This is a genomic window from Mesorhizobium sp. WSM4847 (genome assembly GCF_055811335.1).
This window is the reverse complement of sequence record NZ_JBVVPY010000002.1, coordinates 343,854-357,888: the sequence shown is the minus strand read 5'-3', so window position 1 is coordinate 357,888 and position 14,035 is coordinate 343,854. Positions and strand designations below refer to the sequence as shown.

Below are 14,035 nucleotides of genomic sequence, written 5' to 3'. Positions count from 1 at the left end.
CGATATGCAGATGCTTCTGGCGCAGGCTCCCGGGAAGCGGAATCGCTTTTCGGAAGTCAGGCCTGGTTCCAGCGTCCGGTCCTCTGCGCATCCGCAAGAACGCGCGGCTTCGTCACGAAAAAACAATTGACGCAAAACTGTTTTTTCACGATAAAAGACATTAACTGTTAACAGGCGCGTGTCAATCGCTTGCCGATCCCAGGAACACCCAGGAAATTGCCCGTGAACACCGCAAACAGCATTCTTCTGTCCCCCGCCGACAATGTCGCGGTCGCCAACGGCCGCATCGAGATCGGCGCGGTGCTGCCGGGCGGCGCCGCTGCCACGGCGCTGATCGAACCCGGCCACAAGGTGGCGATCAAGCCGATTGCCGCCGGCGAGGCCGTGGTCAAATACGCCCAGGCGATCGGCCGCGCCACTGAAGCCATTGCGCCCGGCGAGCATGTCCATTCGCACAATCTGGTCTTCGAATCCGGGCGTTTGCCGGTGGTGCCGCCGAGCGAGGCCGTGCACGCCACAGAGGCCGATCGCGCCCGCACCTTCATGGGCTACCGCCGCGCGGACGGCCGTGCCGGCACGCGCAACTTCATCGGCGTTCTCGCCAGCGTCAATTGCTCGGCCACCGTTTGCCACGCCATCGCCGACGAGGCGAACCGGACGCTGCTGCCCAGATATCCGGGGATCGATGGCTTCGTTCCCATCGTTCACGGCCAGGGCTGCGGCATGAGCGCCACCGGCGACGGCATGATGGTGCTGCACCGCACGCTGGCCGGCTATGCTCGTCACCCGAATTTTGGCGGTGTGCTGATGGTCGGTCTCGGCTGCGAGGTCAACCAGCTCACCCTCTATGGCCAGAAGGGCGTCGCCGCGGGAAAGCGCCATTTCAACATCCAGGAAGCCGGCGGCTCGCGCAAATCTGTCGAGAAGGCGTTGGTCGTGCTGGCCGAGATATCAGAGGAGGTCGGCAAGCTTGAGCGTGAGCCGATCCCGGTCAGCGAGATCGTCGTCGGCCTGCAATGCGGCGGCTCCGACGGCATGTCCGGTATCACCGCCAATCCGGCGCTGGGCGCCGCCGTCGACATCCTGGCCGGCGTCGGCGGCATCGGCATCCTTTCCGAGACGACGGAAATCTACGGCGCCGAGCATCTGCTCGCCTATCGTGCGGCGACCCCGGAGATCGCCGCCAAGCTCGATGGCTATGTAAAGTGGTGGGAAGATCATGTCGCCAAGCATGGCGCCTCCATCGACAACAATCCTTCACCCGGCAACAAGCGCGGCGGCCTGACCACCATTTTGGAGAAGTCGCTTGGCGCCGTCGCCAAGGGTGGCCAGACGCCGCTCAACGGCGTCTTCGGCTATGCCGAGAAGGTCAGCGGCCACGGCCTGGTGTTCATGGACACGCCCGGCTACGACCCGGTTTCCGCCACCGGCCAGGTGGCTGGCGGCGCCAACGTCATCGTCTTCACCACCGGCCGCGGTTCCTGCTTCGGCTGCCGGCCGACACCGTCGATCAAGGTCGCCAGCAACTCGACCATGTACCACACGATGGAAGAGGACATGGACGTGAATTGCGGCGTCATCGCCTCGGGCGAAAAGACCATTGCCGGCATGGGCCGCGAGATTTTCGAGCTGATCGTCGAGACGGCCTCCGGCCGCAAGACCAAGAGCGAGGAGTTCGGCTACGGCGACAACGAGTTCGTGCCGTGGCACCTCGGAGCGACCCTCTAGAACAGCCACCAACTGACTTGAGACATGGACGGGGCCGGCAAATGGCCGTTGGGAGGCTTTGCATGAAGAAACGCCGTGTCGGCAGCACCGCGCTGGAAATAACCGAGGTCAGCTTCGGCGGCGCGGCGGTCGGCGGGCTCTACCGAGCCTGCCCACGCGAGACGGCGATGCAGACGCTGCAGGTCGCCTGGGATGCCGGCTTGCGCTATTTCGATACCGCGCCCTTCTACGGCTTCGGCCTTTCGGAACGCCGCTTCGGCGATTTCCTGCGCGACAAGCCGCGGGACTCCTACATGCTGTCGACCAAGGTCGGGCGCCTGTTGCGGCCGGTGCCGGAAGACCGGATTCCGGATCATTCCTATGTCGATCCGCTGCCCTTTGCGGTCGACTACGACTATTCCTACGACGGCATCATGCGCTCGGTCGAGTTCAGCTATGCGCGGCTCGGCCTCAATCGGATCGACATCCTGTTCGTTCACGACATCGGCGTCTATACGCATGGCGTCGAGAAAACGAAGCTGCATTTCCGCCAGTTTTTGGATGGCGGGCTGAAGGCGCTGGAAGAGCTGAAGTCGTCCAGGGTCATTTCCGCCTACGGCCTTGGCGTCAACGAGGTTCAGATCTGTCTCGATGTGCTGCGCCAGGCGCCGCTCGACTGCATCCTGCTCGCCAGCCGCTATTCGCTGCTCGACCGCACCGCCGAAGCCGAATTGCTGCCGCTTTGCCGGCAACGGCAGACCTCGCTGATCATCGGTGGCGTCTTCAACTCGGGCATCCTGGCGACCGGCCCGGTGCCGGGTGCGCATTTCGACTATCTGCCGGCCACCGAGGACATTCTCGACCGCGTCGGCGCCATGGAAAAAATCGCCGCCGAGGGCGGCTATCCGCTTGCCGCGGCGGCGTTCCAGTTCCCGCTGCACGAGCCTGTGGTGGCTTCTGTGCTGACGGGCACCGCCAAACCGGCCAATCTGGAACGAAATCTACAACTGCTCGACATCCAGGTGCCCGAAACAGAATTTGCGAAATATGGTCCCTACACGGTCGTTCAGAAACTCGGCTGATGCGCTGCGGCCTTCGCCGGTTGAACGGCGGACGGTGCGATCAGGAGGCGCCCCACCTTACGCCTCAAAAAAGAATGAATATTCTATCTTGACCGGAAGATGGAATTAATATTCCATACCTTTTCGGGGAGGGGTTTGGCAATGTGGATCGGCACTCCCTTCCGGTCGAGGCATACGCAGGACGATACGAAACACCGCTTGCGTCGACCGGACCTATGCACTATCAAAATGCGGTAAATGTTTTTTATTGATAAAGTTCCGTTTGGCCAGCGCCTATCCAAACCGAGCTTCCGCTACGTTCACCAGGCGACCTAGGGAGGAAGTCTAAATGAAATTCGTGACCAGCATTCTCAACCGCCGCGCATTCGTGGCGCTCGCCGCCGCCTCGATGCTTGCCGGCGTGATGCATTCGGCGCCGGCTTCGGCGGCGGACGTAACCATTCCGATCATCGTCAAGGACACCACCTCTTTCTACTGGCAGATCGTGCTGGCCGGCGCCCGCAAGGCCGGCAAGGACCTCGGCGTCAACGTGCCGGAACTCGGCGCCCAGGCGGAGACCGACGTCAACGGCCAGATCTCGATCCTTGAAAACGCCGTCGCCGGCAACCCGGCTGCCGTGGTCATCGCACCAACCGAGGCCAAGGCGCTCGGCAAGCCGATCGACGAGGCAGCCACCAACGTCAAGATCATCGGCATCGATTCCGGCGCCGACTCCAAGGCCTTCACCTCGTTCCTGACCACCGACAATATCCAGGGCGGCCGCGTCGCCGCTGACGGGCTGGCGGCCGCGATCGGCGAAGCCAATGGCGGCAAAATCGAGGGCGACGTCGCCCTGATCACCGCGCTTCCGGGTGCCGGCTCGCTCGAGCAGCGCGCCCAGGGCTTCAAGGAACAGCTTGCCGCCAAATATCCCGGCCTCAAGCTCATTGCCGACAAATACGCCGACGGCCAGGCCACCACCGGCCTCAACATCGCAACCGACCTGATCACCGCCAACCCGAACCTCAAGGGCATCTTCGCCTCCAACCTGATCATGGCGCAGGGCGTCGGTCAGGCGATCGCCGAGAACAGCCTTGCCGGCAAGGTCGGGCTGATCGGTTTCGACAGCGACGAGAAGCTGGTCAAGTTCCTCAATGACGGCGTCATTTCCGGCCTCGTCGTCCAGGATCCGTACCGGATGGGCTATGACGGCATCAAGACGGCGCTCGCTGCCTCGAAGGGCGAGAAGGTCGAGGCCAATGTCGACACCGGCGCCAACCTCGTCACCAAGGCTAACATGAAAGATCCGAAGATCGACGCGCTGCTCAATCCGAAGCTCGACTGAGCACCGGCATTGGCACACCGTTTCCGGGGCTTTTTGCCCCGGAAACGACCTACACGCGTGCCACTCGTGAGGCCGATCTGGGAGGCCAATCTGGGAGGCCAATTGGGAGGAACGTCATGACGTCGACGGCGCAGGAACTGCATCCCGCCCCAACGCTGGAACCGGGCAGGACGATCCTCGAACTCAAGGGACTGGAGAAGCGATATCCCGGCACGCACGCGCTGAAGCCGGTTGACCTCGCCTTCAAGGCCAGCGAAATCCACGCCATTGTCGGCGAGAACGGTGCCGGCAAATCCACCCTGATCAAGCTTTTGACCGGCGTCATGCCGCGCACCTCCGGCGACGTCATCTGGGAGGGCAAGCCGGCAGCGCTGGCGACGCCGCATGAGGCGATGGCGCTCGGCATCAATGCCGTGCACCAGGAGGTCGTTCTGTGCCGCCATCTCACTGTCGCGGCCAACATGTTCCTCGGCGAGGAGGATTCCCGCTTCGGCATACTGCAGCAGCGGGCCATGGTCAGGGAAGCGCAGAAGATCATCGACGATCTCGGCTTCGATCTGCCGGCGCATGTCGTGCTGGGTGACCTGACCATAGGCCAGCAGCAGCTGATCGCCGCCGCCCGCGCCACCGTGCGCGGCACCAAGTTCCTGATCTTCGACGAACCGACTGCCTATCTCACCCGCAAGGAAGCCGACCAGCTGTTCACGCTGATCCGCCGGCTGAAGGGCGAAGGCGTCACCATCATCTACATCAGCCACCGCATGGAAGAGGTGTTCGAGCTCGCCGACCGCGTCTCGGTGCTGCGCGACGGCACGCTTGTCGGCACCAGGAACATCGCCGAGACCAACGACGCCGAGCTGGTCAAGATGATGATCAACCGCTCGATCGAGCAAGTCTATCACAAGGAGCATTTTACCCCGGGCGCGACGCTGCTCGAAGCCAGGAATCTCTCCGGCAAGGGCTTCGAAAATGTCTCGATGACGGTCCGTGCCGGCGAAATCGTCGGGCTCTACGGGCTGATCGGCGCCGGGCGCAGCGAGTTCGTCACCACGCTCTACGGCCGTCACCGCAAGTCGGCCGGCCAGATCCTCTGGGAGGGCAAGGAGGTTCAGGTCAACTCCGAGCATGACGCTATCAGGCTCGGCATGGCGCTGGCGCCGGAAAGCCGCCGCGACCAGGGCCTCTGCCTCAACCTGCCGGTCGGCCTCAATCTCAATCTGCCGATCTACAAGCGCATCTCCAGCAATCTGCTGATCTCCAGCGCACAGGAGAAGACCGAGGCGGATCGCCAGATCGCCAATCTCAGGATCAAGACGCCGACGCGTCACGCCCTCGCCTCCAGCCTGTCCGGCGGCAACCAGCAGAAGATCGTCATCGGCAAATGGCTGGCGCACGGCGCCAAGCTGTTCATCTTCGACGAGCCGACAGTCGGCGTCGATGTCGGCACCAAGGCCGAGATCTACCGCCTGTTCAGTGCGCTTTTGTCCAAGGGCGCCGGCATCATCCTGATCTCGTCCTATCTGCCCGAGGTCTATGAACTGGCCGACACGCTGCATGTGTTCCGGCGCGGCAAACTGGTGGCCACTCATGGTTTCCACACTGCCGACCATGAGGAGATCCTCACCCAGGCGCTGGCCGAGAAACAAGAAAAACCGGGAGGACAGATATGAGCACCGAGGCGATCGCGGCCGAAAGGCCGAAACGCAACTACAACGCGCTGTTCGGGCTGACGCTGCTGGCGCTGCTGGTGCTGTTGTGGGTCATCCTGTCGGTGGCGACGCCGAGCTTCGCCTCCGCCAACAACATCTCGAACCTGCTGCGGCAAGGTTCGATGATCGCCATCCTGGCGGTCGGCCAGACCTTCGTCATCATCACCGGCGGTATCGACCTTTCCGTCGGCGCCGTGGTTGGCTTCGCCACCGTCATCGTTGCGATGCTGATCAATGCCGGCGTGCCGATTTACCTCGCCATCCTGATCACCTTGCTGGTTGGCGTCGCCATCGGCCTGTTCCACGGCTTCGGCATCGTCAAGATGGGCCTGCCGCCCTTCATCATCACGCTGGCGACGCTGACCTCGCTGCGCGGCATCGGCCTTTTGATGACCAATGGCAACTCGATCTCGATCAACAACGACGCCTTCCAGCTGTTTTCGCGCAGCTCGTTCCTCGGCGTCCCCAATCTGTTCTGGATGGTGATCCTGGTCGGCATCCCTGCCTACATCTTCCTGCATCACAGCCGCTGGGGCCGGTATCTGTTCTCGGTCGGCTCCAACGCCGAGGCCTCGCGTCTGTCCGGCGTCAACGTCCAGCGCACCATCTACATGGCCTATACGCTGTCTGGCCTCTGCGCGGCTTTTGTCGGCGTGCTGCTTGCCTCGCGCATCGGCATCGGCAATCCGACACAGGCCGAGGGCTGGGAGTTGCAGGCGATCGCCTCGTCGGTGATCGGCGGCACCTCATTGTTCGGCGCCGTCGGCTCGGTGCACGGACCGCTGCTTGGCGCCTTCATCCTCGCCACTATCAACAACGGCGCCAATCTCTTGAACGTCAATGCCTTCTGGCAGCGCATCATTACCGGCGTGCTGATCATCGTCATCGTCTATTTCGACGGCCTGCGCCGCCGCGGCAAATAGACCATCTTAACAACCGCCGGCCCGGCGATCGGGCCGGCGGCGCCATGAACCGACTGGATCAAAGCATGAAAGCCGTCATCTGCCGTTCGCCCGGCGATCTTGTTGTGGAAGACCGCCTGGCGCCGGGCACACCACCGCCGGGCTGGGCGTTGGTCGCGGTCAGTCATGTCGGCATCTGCGGCACCGACTATCACATCTTCGAGGGCAAGCATCCGTTCCTCGCCTATCCCCGCATCATGGGTCACGAGGTCTCCGGCACCGTGATCGAGGCCGGCGAAGGCGTCGACCTGCCGGTGGGCGAGCCGGTGATCATCAACCCCTATCTCGCTTGCGGCAAATGCAGCGCCTGCCGCCTAGGCAAGCCGAATTGCTGCGTCAGGATCGAGGTGCTCGGCGTCCACCGCGACGGCGCCATGTGCGAACGGATCCTGGTGCCGGCGCAAAATCTTTATCCGGCCAACGGCCTGTCGCTGACCGATGCCGCCGCCGTCGAATTCCTGGCGATCGGGGCGCATGCCGTGCGGCGCTCGCTGGCTGATCCCGGCGCGCGCACGCTGGTCATCGGTGCCGGGCCGATCGGCCTCGGCACGGCGCTGTTTGCCCGCATCGCCGGTCTCGACGTGACGCTGCTCGACATGAGCGCGGAAAGGCTTGGCTTCGCCGCAAGCGAACTCGGCTTCGCCACCCTCGACGCATCACGGCAGTCTGCGACCGATCTAGTTCGCGAGGCGACCAACGGCGAAGGTTTTGACGCGGTCTTCGATGCCACCGGCAACACCCAGTCCGTCCAGTCAGCCTTCGCCCATGTCGCGCATGGCGGGACGCTGGTCCTGGTCAGCGTCGTCAAGGACGACATCGTCTTTTCCGATCCTGAATTCCACAAGCGCGAGATGACGCTGATCGGCAGCCGCAACGCTCTGCGCGTCGACTTCGACCATGTCGCCGCCTCGATCCGCGATGGTGCTGTGCCGCTGGCAAAGCTCGTCACCCATCGCACGACGCTTTCGGATACACCGCGCGACCTCGCCCGCTGGGCGCATGAGAAATCCGGCCTGATCAAGGCCGTCATCCAGGTCGGATGAACCGGACTTTAAAGCGCCGATATCTTGAGCTCGACCCGCTCAGCCGGAAACCGGGTTTCGGCAAACTGGATCGGCTGGCCGTCCGGCGTGACGTTGACGGCGACCGTGACCAGCACGATAGCGCCGGGCTGCAGATTAAGATCGGCAAGGTCGGCGGCGTCCGCGTGGCGGGCCGACAACACCGTCGATTGTCTGAGATAGTCACCGATGCCGAAACCCCGGAATGAGGCGGTCACCGATCCGGTTTCGGCCATGGCGGCATCGATGCCGGCGAAGCGAGCCGCGTCGAACCAGCCGGTCGCACGCGAGACCGGTTGCCCATCGGCTTCGCCGCGTGTCTCGAGGCGTATGACAGTCGAACCCCTGGCAAGCCCCAGCCCTTCGGCGACGCGCCGGCTGGCCGGCTCGACCGCCGATTCGAGCAGCACGCTGCGGCGCTCCGACGCCTGCCCTTGCAAGCCCTCCGAAAAACGGGTGCGGGCGCCGATCGGATAGGACAGGCGCTTGCGCGACAGCACGAAGGTGCCGCGCCCCTGTTCGGCCCTGAGCACGCCATCCTGCACCAGTGCGGCGATGGCGCTGCGCACCGTATGGCGGTTGACGCCATAGCGCTCGGCCAGTGCAACTTCCGGTGGCAATGCAGCATTCTCGGCAAAGTCGCCGACGGCGATCGAATGCAGGATCTGGTCGGCGATCTGCCGCCACAGCGAGACGCCGCTGCGCCGCTCCAAGCTGCTGGCCATCTGCTGACCGATCATTTCTTTGCCCCGATCTTTTTCGCGCTGTCATCCGTCCGTCATGGACACGCTTTAGAAAATAGATATAATTTGTATAATTGTCTATATCAATAGACGAATTTTCGATGCAAGGGAATGTCAACCATGCGAGGACAGGAAGCGCGCGATCAGCAGCTTGAGCGCAAGGCCGTCATGGCAACGTTGGCGCAATCGACCGGCGACGATATCGTCCGCCTCTGGAACGAAGCCGGCCTGCCTTCGGAAGCAGAACTCCTGCGCGGCCCTGAAACCGGCCTGGTCACCGTGCGTGGCCGCATCGGCGGCGGCGGCGCACCATTCAACGTCGGCGAGGCGACGGTCACCCGCGCGACGGTGCGGCTTGCCTCGGGAGAAGTCGGCCACTGCTATGCGCTCGGCCGTGACAAGCAGAAAGCAAAACTGGCGGCGATCGCCGACGCGCTCTGGCAGGATCCCATCCGCCGCAACGAGGTCGAGAGCAAACTCATTGCGCCGCTGCAGACCGCACTGGCCAGCCGACGTGAGCGGCGGCGCGCCGAGACGGCGGCAACGAAGGTCGATTTCTTCACCATGGTACGCGGAGAAGACTGATGGATATCGCAACGCAAGCGATCGAGGGCGGCTTTGCCAATCCGGTGTTCGACGCCCAGACGGTGTTCCGCGCCGTGATGGACGCAACGGCGCGGCCGGGCACCCTGCAGCCTCTGCCGGTCTTTGCCCGCCCACCGGCGCCGCTGTCGGCCACCGCGGGCGCCATCGCGCTGGCGCTGTGCGACAACGACACGCCGCTCTGGCTCGACCTCGTTTTGCAGGCCCCAGCAGCGATGAAATCCTGGCTCGGCTTCCACACCGGCGCGCCACTGGCCCACACGCCAGCCGATGCGCATTTCGCGCTGATCGCCACGCCGGCCGAGATGATGGCGCTCGACGGCTTTTCACAAGGCACCCAGGACTATCCCGACCGCTCGACGACGCTGATCCTGCAGGTCAGCGATCTCGTCTCAGGCGCGCCGCTGCTGCTCGAAGGTCCTGGCATCGAAACAACCGCGACAATCGCGCCGGCGCAGATGCCGCGCCACTTCGTCGAACAATGGAAGCAGAACAATCAGCGTTTCCCCCGTGGTGTCGACATTATCCTAGCCACCCCGGAAGGCGTTGCCTGCCTGCCGCGCACGACGCGCATCAAGACGATGGAGGCGTGATATGTATGTCGCGGTAAAAGGCGGTGAAGCGGCCATTGCCAACGCCCACGCCCTGCTCGCCGACCGCCGCCGCGGCGACCGTTCCGTGCCGGCGCTTCGCCTCGACCAGATCGTCGAGCAGCTGGCGCTCGGCGTCGACCGGGTGATGAGCGAAGGTTCGCTCTACGACCGCGAATTGGCGGCGCTGGCCATCGTTCAGGCGCGCGGCGACATGATCGAGGCTATCTTCCTGGTTCGCGCCTATCGCACCACGCTGCCACGCTTCGGCTACACCAAGGCGATCGACACCGGCGCGATGCTGGTCGAGCGGCGCGTGTCGGCGACCTACAAGGATTTTCCCGGCGGCCAGCTTCTCGGCCCGACCTTCGACTACACCCACCGGCTGCTCGATCCCGAGCTTGCCGCCGGTGGCGACGTCGCCGAGCCGCTGCAGCGTGCCACCGACGCGGACGCCATGCCGCGTGTCTCCGCCATCCTCGCCCGCGAAGGCCTGATCGAGCCCGACGGCGACATGCCGCAGGACCATATCCCGGGCGACATCACCCGCGAGCCGCTGGAGTTCCCGATGGCGCGCGACATCCGCCTGCAGGCGCTGTCACGCGGCGACGAGGGTTTTTTGCTGGCGCTCGGCTACTCCACCCAGCGCGGCTATGCCCGCAACCATCCGTTCGTCGGTGAGGTTCGTATCGGCGAGGTCGAGCTGGAACTCGACGTGCCGGAGCTGCCATTCGCCGTACCGCTCGGTTCTGTGCGTGTCACCGAGTGCCAGATGGTCAACCAGTTCAAGGGCTCGGCCAAGGCGCCGCCGCAATTCACCCGCGGCTACGGCCTCGTCTTCGGCCAGAGCGAGCGCAAGGCGATGGCCATGGCGCTCTGCGACCGCGCGCTTCGTGCAACCGAATTCGGCGAAGATGTCGTCGCCGCTGCCCAGGACGAGGAATTCGTCATCTCGCATTCCGACAATGTCCAGGCGACCGGCTTCGTCGAGCACCTCAAGCTGCCGCACTATGTCGACTTCCAGGCCGAGCTCGACCTGGTGCGCCGCATGCGCGCCGAGCACGACGCCCGCGAGAACGGCGGCAAGATGGAAGAAAAAAGGGAGGCCGCGGAATGACCGCACAACCGACCGACATCGCCACCTACAACTTCGCCTATCTCGACGAGCAGACCAAGCGGATGATCCGCCGCGCGATCCTCAAGGGTATCGCCATTCCCGGCTATCAGGTGCCGTTCGCCTCGCGCGAGATGCCGATGCCTTATGGCTGGGGCACCGGCGGCGTTCAGGTCACCGCCTCGATCATCGGCCCGGACGATGTGCTGAAGGTCATCGACCAAGGCGCCGACGATACCACCAATGCGGTCTCGATTCGCGCCTTCTTCAAGAAGGTCGCCAATGTCGCCGTCACCACCGACACGGCGAAGGCGACCATCATCCAGACCCGCCACCGCATCCCCGAGCACCCGCTGACCGCAGGCCAGGTGCTGGTCTATCAGGTGCCGATTCCCGAGCCGCTGCGCTTCCTCGAGCCGCGCGAGACGGAAACGCGGAAAATGCATGCGCTGGAGGAATATGGACTCATGCATGTAAAACTCTACGAAGACATCGCCAGACACGGTCGCATCGCCACCACCTACGCCTATCCGGTCAAGGTCGAGGGTCGCTATGTGATGGACCCGTCGCCGACGCCGAAGTTCGATAACCCGAAAATGCACCGTTCGCCGGCTCTGCAACTGTTCGGTGCCGGCCGCGAAAAGCGCATCTATGCGCTGCCGCCTTTCACCAACGTAGTCAGCCTCGACTTCGAGGACCATCCGTTCGAGGTGCAGACCTTCGACCAGCCCTGCGCACTGTGCGCGGCCGAGAACGTCTATCTCGACGAGGTCATCCTCGACGACCATGGCGGCCACATGTTCGTCTGCTCCGATACCGACCATTGCGAGAAGCGGCGCGAGCAAGGCCATCGCGGCCACCTTGCGCCCGAGACCCCTCCTGCCCTGGAAAAAAGGGAGCCGGCGCAATGACCGACGAACCGCTGCTGCGCGTTTCCGCGCTGTCCAAGTTCTACGGCTCGCGCATTGGTTGCGAGAACGTCAGCTTTGACCTGTGGCCGGGCGAGGTGCTGGCGGTGGTCGGCGAATCCGGTTCCGGCAAGACGACGCTGCTCAACTGCCTGTCGACCAGATTGCTGCCGAGCTCCGGCACCGCCAGCTACCGCATGCGCGACGGCCAGTTCCGCGAGCTTTACCGCATGAGCGAGGCCGAGCGCCGCTTCCTGATGCGCACCGACTGGGGTTTTGTCCACCAGAACCCCGCCGACGGGCTGCGCATGGCGGTGTCGGCCGGCGCCAATGTCGGCGAGCGGCTGATGGCGGTCGGCGACCGCCACTATGGCAATATCCGCGCTACCGCCGTAGACTGGCTGTCGCGCGTAGAGATCGACGAGGACCGTATCGACGACGAACCGCGCGCCTTTTCCGGCGGCATGCGCCAGCGCCTGCAGATCGCCCGCAACCTCGTCACCGGGCCGCGGCTGGTGTTCATGGACGAGCCGACCGGCGGCCTCGACGTCTCGGTGCAGGCGCGCCTGCTCGACCTGTTGCGCGGCCTGGTCACCGATCTCGGTCTCGCGGCGATCGTCGTCACCCACGACCTTGCGGTGGCGCGTCTGCTGTCGCAACGCATGATGGTGATGAAGGACGGCCGCGTCGTCGAAAGCGGCCTCACCGACCGCGTGCTTGACGATCCCCGTGCGCCCTACACCCAGCTTCTCGTTTCTTCCATTCTGCAGGTGTGATCATGGCAACCCCGCTCGTCGTCTCCGATGTCGCCAAGAGCTTCACCATGCATCTGCGTGACGGCATCAAACTGCCGGTCGTCGCCGGCGTGTCGTTCTCGATCAGGAGCGGCGAATGCGCCGTGCTCGGCGGCCCCTCCGGCGCCGGCAAGAGCTCCATCCTGAAGATGCTCTACGGCAACTATGCCGTCGATGCAGGCCAGATTATCGTCCAGCACGAGGACGGGCTCATCGATCTGGCGACGGCCAGCCCACGCACCGTGCTTGCCGTGCGCCGCCTCACGATCGGCTATGTCAGCCAGTTCCTGCGCACAGTGCCGCGCGTCTCGGCGCTGGATGTCGTCGCCGAACCGCTGGTCGAGCGCGGCGAGGACCGTGAGGTCGCGCGCAGCAAGGCGTGCGCCTTGCTGGCGCAGCTCAACCTGCCGGAAAAGCTCTGGAAGCTGCCGCCGGCGACCTTTTCCGGCGGCGAGCAGCAGCGCGTCAACGTCGCGCGCGGCTTCATCACCGAGCACCCGATCCTGCTGCTCGACGAGCCGACCGCTTCGCTCGACGCCAGCAACCGCGACGTGGTGATTGCGCTGATCGCGGCCAAGAAGGCGGCCGGCGTCGCCCTGCTTGGCATCTTCCACGACCACGACGTGCGCGAGGCAGTGGCCGACCGCGTCATCGACGTGACCGCTTTTGCCGCCGGGAAAATCGCCGCATGACCCGAAAACTGTCGGAAACGCCGCTTGTCCACGAGACAGCGGAAGTCGACAACTCGACGCTCGGCCGCTGGACCGAAATCGCCGAACGCTGCCGGCTTTCGGAAAGTACGTTCGGTGACTATTCCTACATGATGCAGGACTGCAGCGCCTGGTGCGCGACGATCGGCAAATTCGCCAACATCGCCGCCAGTGTGCGCATCAACGCCACCAACCATCCGACCTGGCGGCCGACGCTACACCATTTCACCTATCGCGCCTCTGACTATTGGGACGACGCCGAGCACGAGAGCGAATTCTTTGCCCAGCGCCGCGCCAAACGGGTCACCATCGGCCACGACACCTGGCTTGGCCACGGCTCGACAATCCTGCCCGGCGTCAGCGTCGGCGACGGTGCGGCGGTCGGCGCCGGCGCCGTGGTGTCGAAGGACGTCGCGCCCTACACCATCGTCGGCGGCGTGCCGGCCAAACCGATCCGCGAACGCTTCGACCGCCGCACGGCGGAACGCTATCGGGCACTTGCCTGGTGGGATTGGGACCACGCCCGCCTGCGCGCCGCGCTCGACGATTTTCGCGCGCTTTCGGCGGAAGCATTTCTGGAAAAATACGGCGGCTAGTGAATGGTGAATGGTGAATAGTGAATGGCGGCAGGGAAGCCGTTCTTGTCACCATTCACCATTCACCATTCACCATTCACCATTCACCATTCACCATTCACCATTCACCATTCACCATTCACCATTCACCAT

General features: G+C 64.1%; 14 protein-coding genes. 13 read left to right on the top strand and 1 reads right to left on the bottom strand.

The genetic code is table 11. The features are described 5' to 3' along the window. Positions 1-222 precede the first annotated feature (222 nt). The 6 genes from AC0L28_RS04420 to AC0L28_RS04395 all read left to right on the top strand — a co-directional run bounded on the left by AC0L28_RS04420 (position 223) and on the right by AC0L28_RS04395 (position 7,827). Complete coding sequence (locus AC0L28_RS04420) at positions 223-1,728, top strand: UxaA family hydrolase (protein WP_473475774.1); 1,506 nt, start codon at positions 223-225, stop codon at positions 1,726-1,728. Positions 1,729-1,790: 62 nt separating this feature from the next. After that, a complete protein-coding gene (locus AC0L28_RS04415; protein ID WP_473475771.1) occupies positions 1,791-2,789 on the top strand; it encodes an aldo/keto reductase in 999 nt (332 codons plus the stop codon). 328 nt (positions 2,790-3,117) lie between these two features. Then, a complete protein-coding gene (locus tag AC0L28_RS04410) occupies positions 3,118-4,113 on the top strand; it encodes an ABC transporter substrate-binding protein (RefSeq protein ID WP_027153111.1) in 996 nt (331 codons plus the stop codon). A gap of 116 nt (positions 4,114-4,229) precedes the next feature. Beyond that, on the top strand, positions 4,230-5,783 hold the full coding sequence (locus AC0L28_RS04405; protein ID WP_128169642.1) for a sugar ABC transporter ATP-binding protein: 1,554 nt from the start codon (positions 4,230-4,232) through the stop codon (positions 5,781-5,783). Further along, entirely contained in the window at positions 5,780-6,745 is a 966-nt protein-coding gene (locus tag AC0L28_RS04400; RefSeq protein ID WP_091595434.1) for an ABC transporter permease, read from the top strand. Before AC0L28_RS04405 ends, AC0L28_RS04400 begins: the two co-directional genes overlap by 4 nt. A 65-nt stretch (positions 6,746-6,810) precedes the next feature. Further along, complete coding sequence (locus AC0L28_RS04395; protein ID WP_473475766.1) at positions 6,811-7,827, top strand: zinc-binding alcohol dehydrogenase family protein; 1,017 nt, start codon at positions 6,811-6,813, stop codon at positions 7,825-7,827. A gap of 8 nt (positions 7,828-7,835) precedes the next feature. Here AC0L28_RS04395 and phnF read toward each other — a convergent pair whose 3' ends face one another. Next, positions 7,836-8,585 carry a phosphonate metabolism transcriptional regulator PhnF gene (gene phnF, locus AC0L28_RS04390; RefSeq protein WP_128173461.1) on the bottom strand — a complete coding sequence of 250 codons (750 nt, stop codon included), beginning with the start codon at positions 8,583-8,585 and terminating at the stop codon, positions 7,836-7,838. 123 nt (positions 8,586-8,708) lie between these two features. On the opposite strand from phnF, the gene phnG reads away from it, so the two are divergent. The 7 genes from phnG to AC0L28_RS04355 are packed head-to-tail and all read left to right on the top strand — an operon-like array spanning position 8,709 to position 13,903. After that, positions 8,709-9,173, top strand: a complete 465-nt coding sequence (phnG, locus tag AC0L28_RS04385) for a phosphonate C-P lyase system protein PhnG (RefSeq protein ID WP_473475763.1) — start codon at positions 8,709-8,711, stop codon at positions 9,171-9,173. Next, complete coding sequence (gene phnH / locus AC0L28_RS04380; RefSeq protein WP_128173460.1) at positions 9,173-9,784, top strand: phosphonate C-P lyase system protein PhnH; 612 nt, start codon at positions 9,173-9,175, stop codon at positions 9,782-9,784. Before phnG ends, phnH begins: the two co-directional genes overlap by 1 nt. A 1-nt stretch (position 9,785) precedes the next feature. Continuing rightward, positions 9,786-10,898: a carbon-phosphorus lyase complex subunit gene (locus tag AC0L28_RS04375; RefSeq protein WP_473475761.1), complete on the top strand. Its 1,113-nt coding sequence runs from the start codon at positions 9,786-9,788 to the stop codon at positions 10,896-10,898. Beyond that, complete coding sequence (locus AC0L28_RS04370; protein WP_419694742.1) at positions 10,895-11,806, top strand: alpha-D-ribose 1-methylphosphonate 5-phosphate C-P-lyase PhnJ; 912 nt, start codon at positions 10,895-10,897, stop codon at positions 11,804-11,806. Before AC0L28_RS04375 ends, AC0L28_RS04370 begins: the two co-directional genes overlap by 4 nt. Continuing rightward, positions 11,803-12,579 (top strand): phosphonate C-P lyase system protein PhnK, encoded by a 777-nt coding sequence (phnK, locus tag AC0L28_RS04365; RefSeq protein ID WP_128169635.1) that lies wholly within the window; start codon positions 11,803-11,805, stop codon positions 12,577-12,579. The genes AC0L28_RS04370 and phnK overlap by 4 nt, the downstream gene beginning before the upstream one ends. 2 nt (positions 12,580-12,581) lie before the next feature. After that, complete coding sequence (phnL, locus tag AC0L28_RS04360) at positions 12,582-13,289, top strand: phosphonate C-P lyase system protein PhnL (protein ID WP_473475758.1); 708 nt, start codon at positions 12,582-12,584, stop codon at positions 13,287-13,289. Continuing rightward, a complete protein-coding gene (locus AC0L28_RS04355; protein ID WP_473475756.1) occupies positions 13,286-13,903 on the top strand; it encodes a DapH/DapD/GlmU-related protein in 618 nt (205 codons plus the stop codon). Before phnL ends, AC0L28_RS04355 begins: the two co-directional genes overlap by 4 nt. The last annotated feature ends 132 nt before the right edge of the window (positions 13,904-14,035 follow it).

Bases quoted from the DNA above. Each gene is read 5' to 3' on its own strand.
- AC0L28_RS04375 (WP_473475761.1), top strand. From the start codon at position 9,786: ATGTATGTCGCGGTAAAAGGCGGTGAAGCGGCCATTGCCAACGCCCAC.
- phnG (WP_473475763.1), top strand. From the start codon at position 8,709: ATGCGAGGACAGGAAGCGCGCGATCAGCAGCTTGAGCGCAAGGCCGTC.
- phnL (WP_473475758.1), top strand. From the start codon at position 12,582: ATGGCAACCCCGCTCGTCGTCTCCGATGTCGCCAAGAGCTTCACCATG.
- phnK (WP_128169635.1), top strand. From the start codon at position 11,803: ATGACCGACGAACCGCTGCTGCGCGTTTCCGCGCTGTCCAAGTTCTAC.
- AC0L28_RS04410 (WP_027153111.1), top strand. From the start codon at position 3,118: ATGAAATTCGTGACCAGCATTCTCAACCGCCGCGCATTCGTGGCGCTC.
- AC0L28_RS04415 (WP_473475771.1), top strand. From the start codon at position 1,791: ATGAAGAAACGCCGTGTCGGCAGCACCGCGCTGGAAATAACCGAGGTC.
- phnF (WP_128173461.1), bottom strand. From the start codon at position 8,585: ATGATCGGTCAGCAGATGGCCAGCAGCTTGGAGCGGCGCAGCGGCGTC.
- phnH (WP_128173460.1), top strand. From the start codon at position 9,173: ATGGATATCGCAACGCAAGCGATCGAGGGCGGCTTTGCCAATCCGGTG.
- AC0L28_RS04395 (WP_473475766.1), top strand. From the start codon at position 6,811: ATGAAAGCCGTCATCTGCCGTTCGCCCGGCGATCTTGTTGTGGAAGAC.
- AC0L28_RS04355 (WP_473475756.1), top strand. From the start codon at position 13,286: ATGACCCGAAAACTGTCGGAAACGCCGCTTGTCCACGAGACAGCGGAA.
- AC0L28_RS04370 (WP_419694742.1), top strand. From the start codon at position 10,895: ATGACCGCACAACCGACCGACATCGCCACCTACAACTTCGCCTATCTC.
- AC0L28_RS04405 (WP_128169642.1), top strand. From the start codon at position 4,230: ATGACGTCGACGGCGCAGGAACTGCATCCCGCCCCAACGCTGGAACCG.
- AC0L28_RS04400 (WP_091595434.1), top strand. From the start codon at position 5,780: ATGAGCACCGAGGCGATCGCGGCCGAAAGGCCGAAACGCAACTACAAC.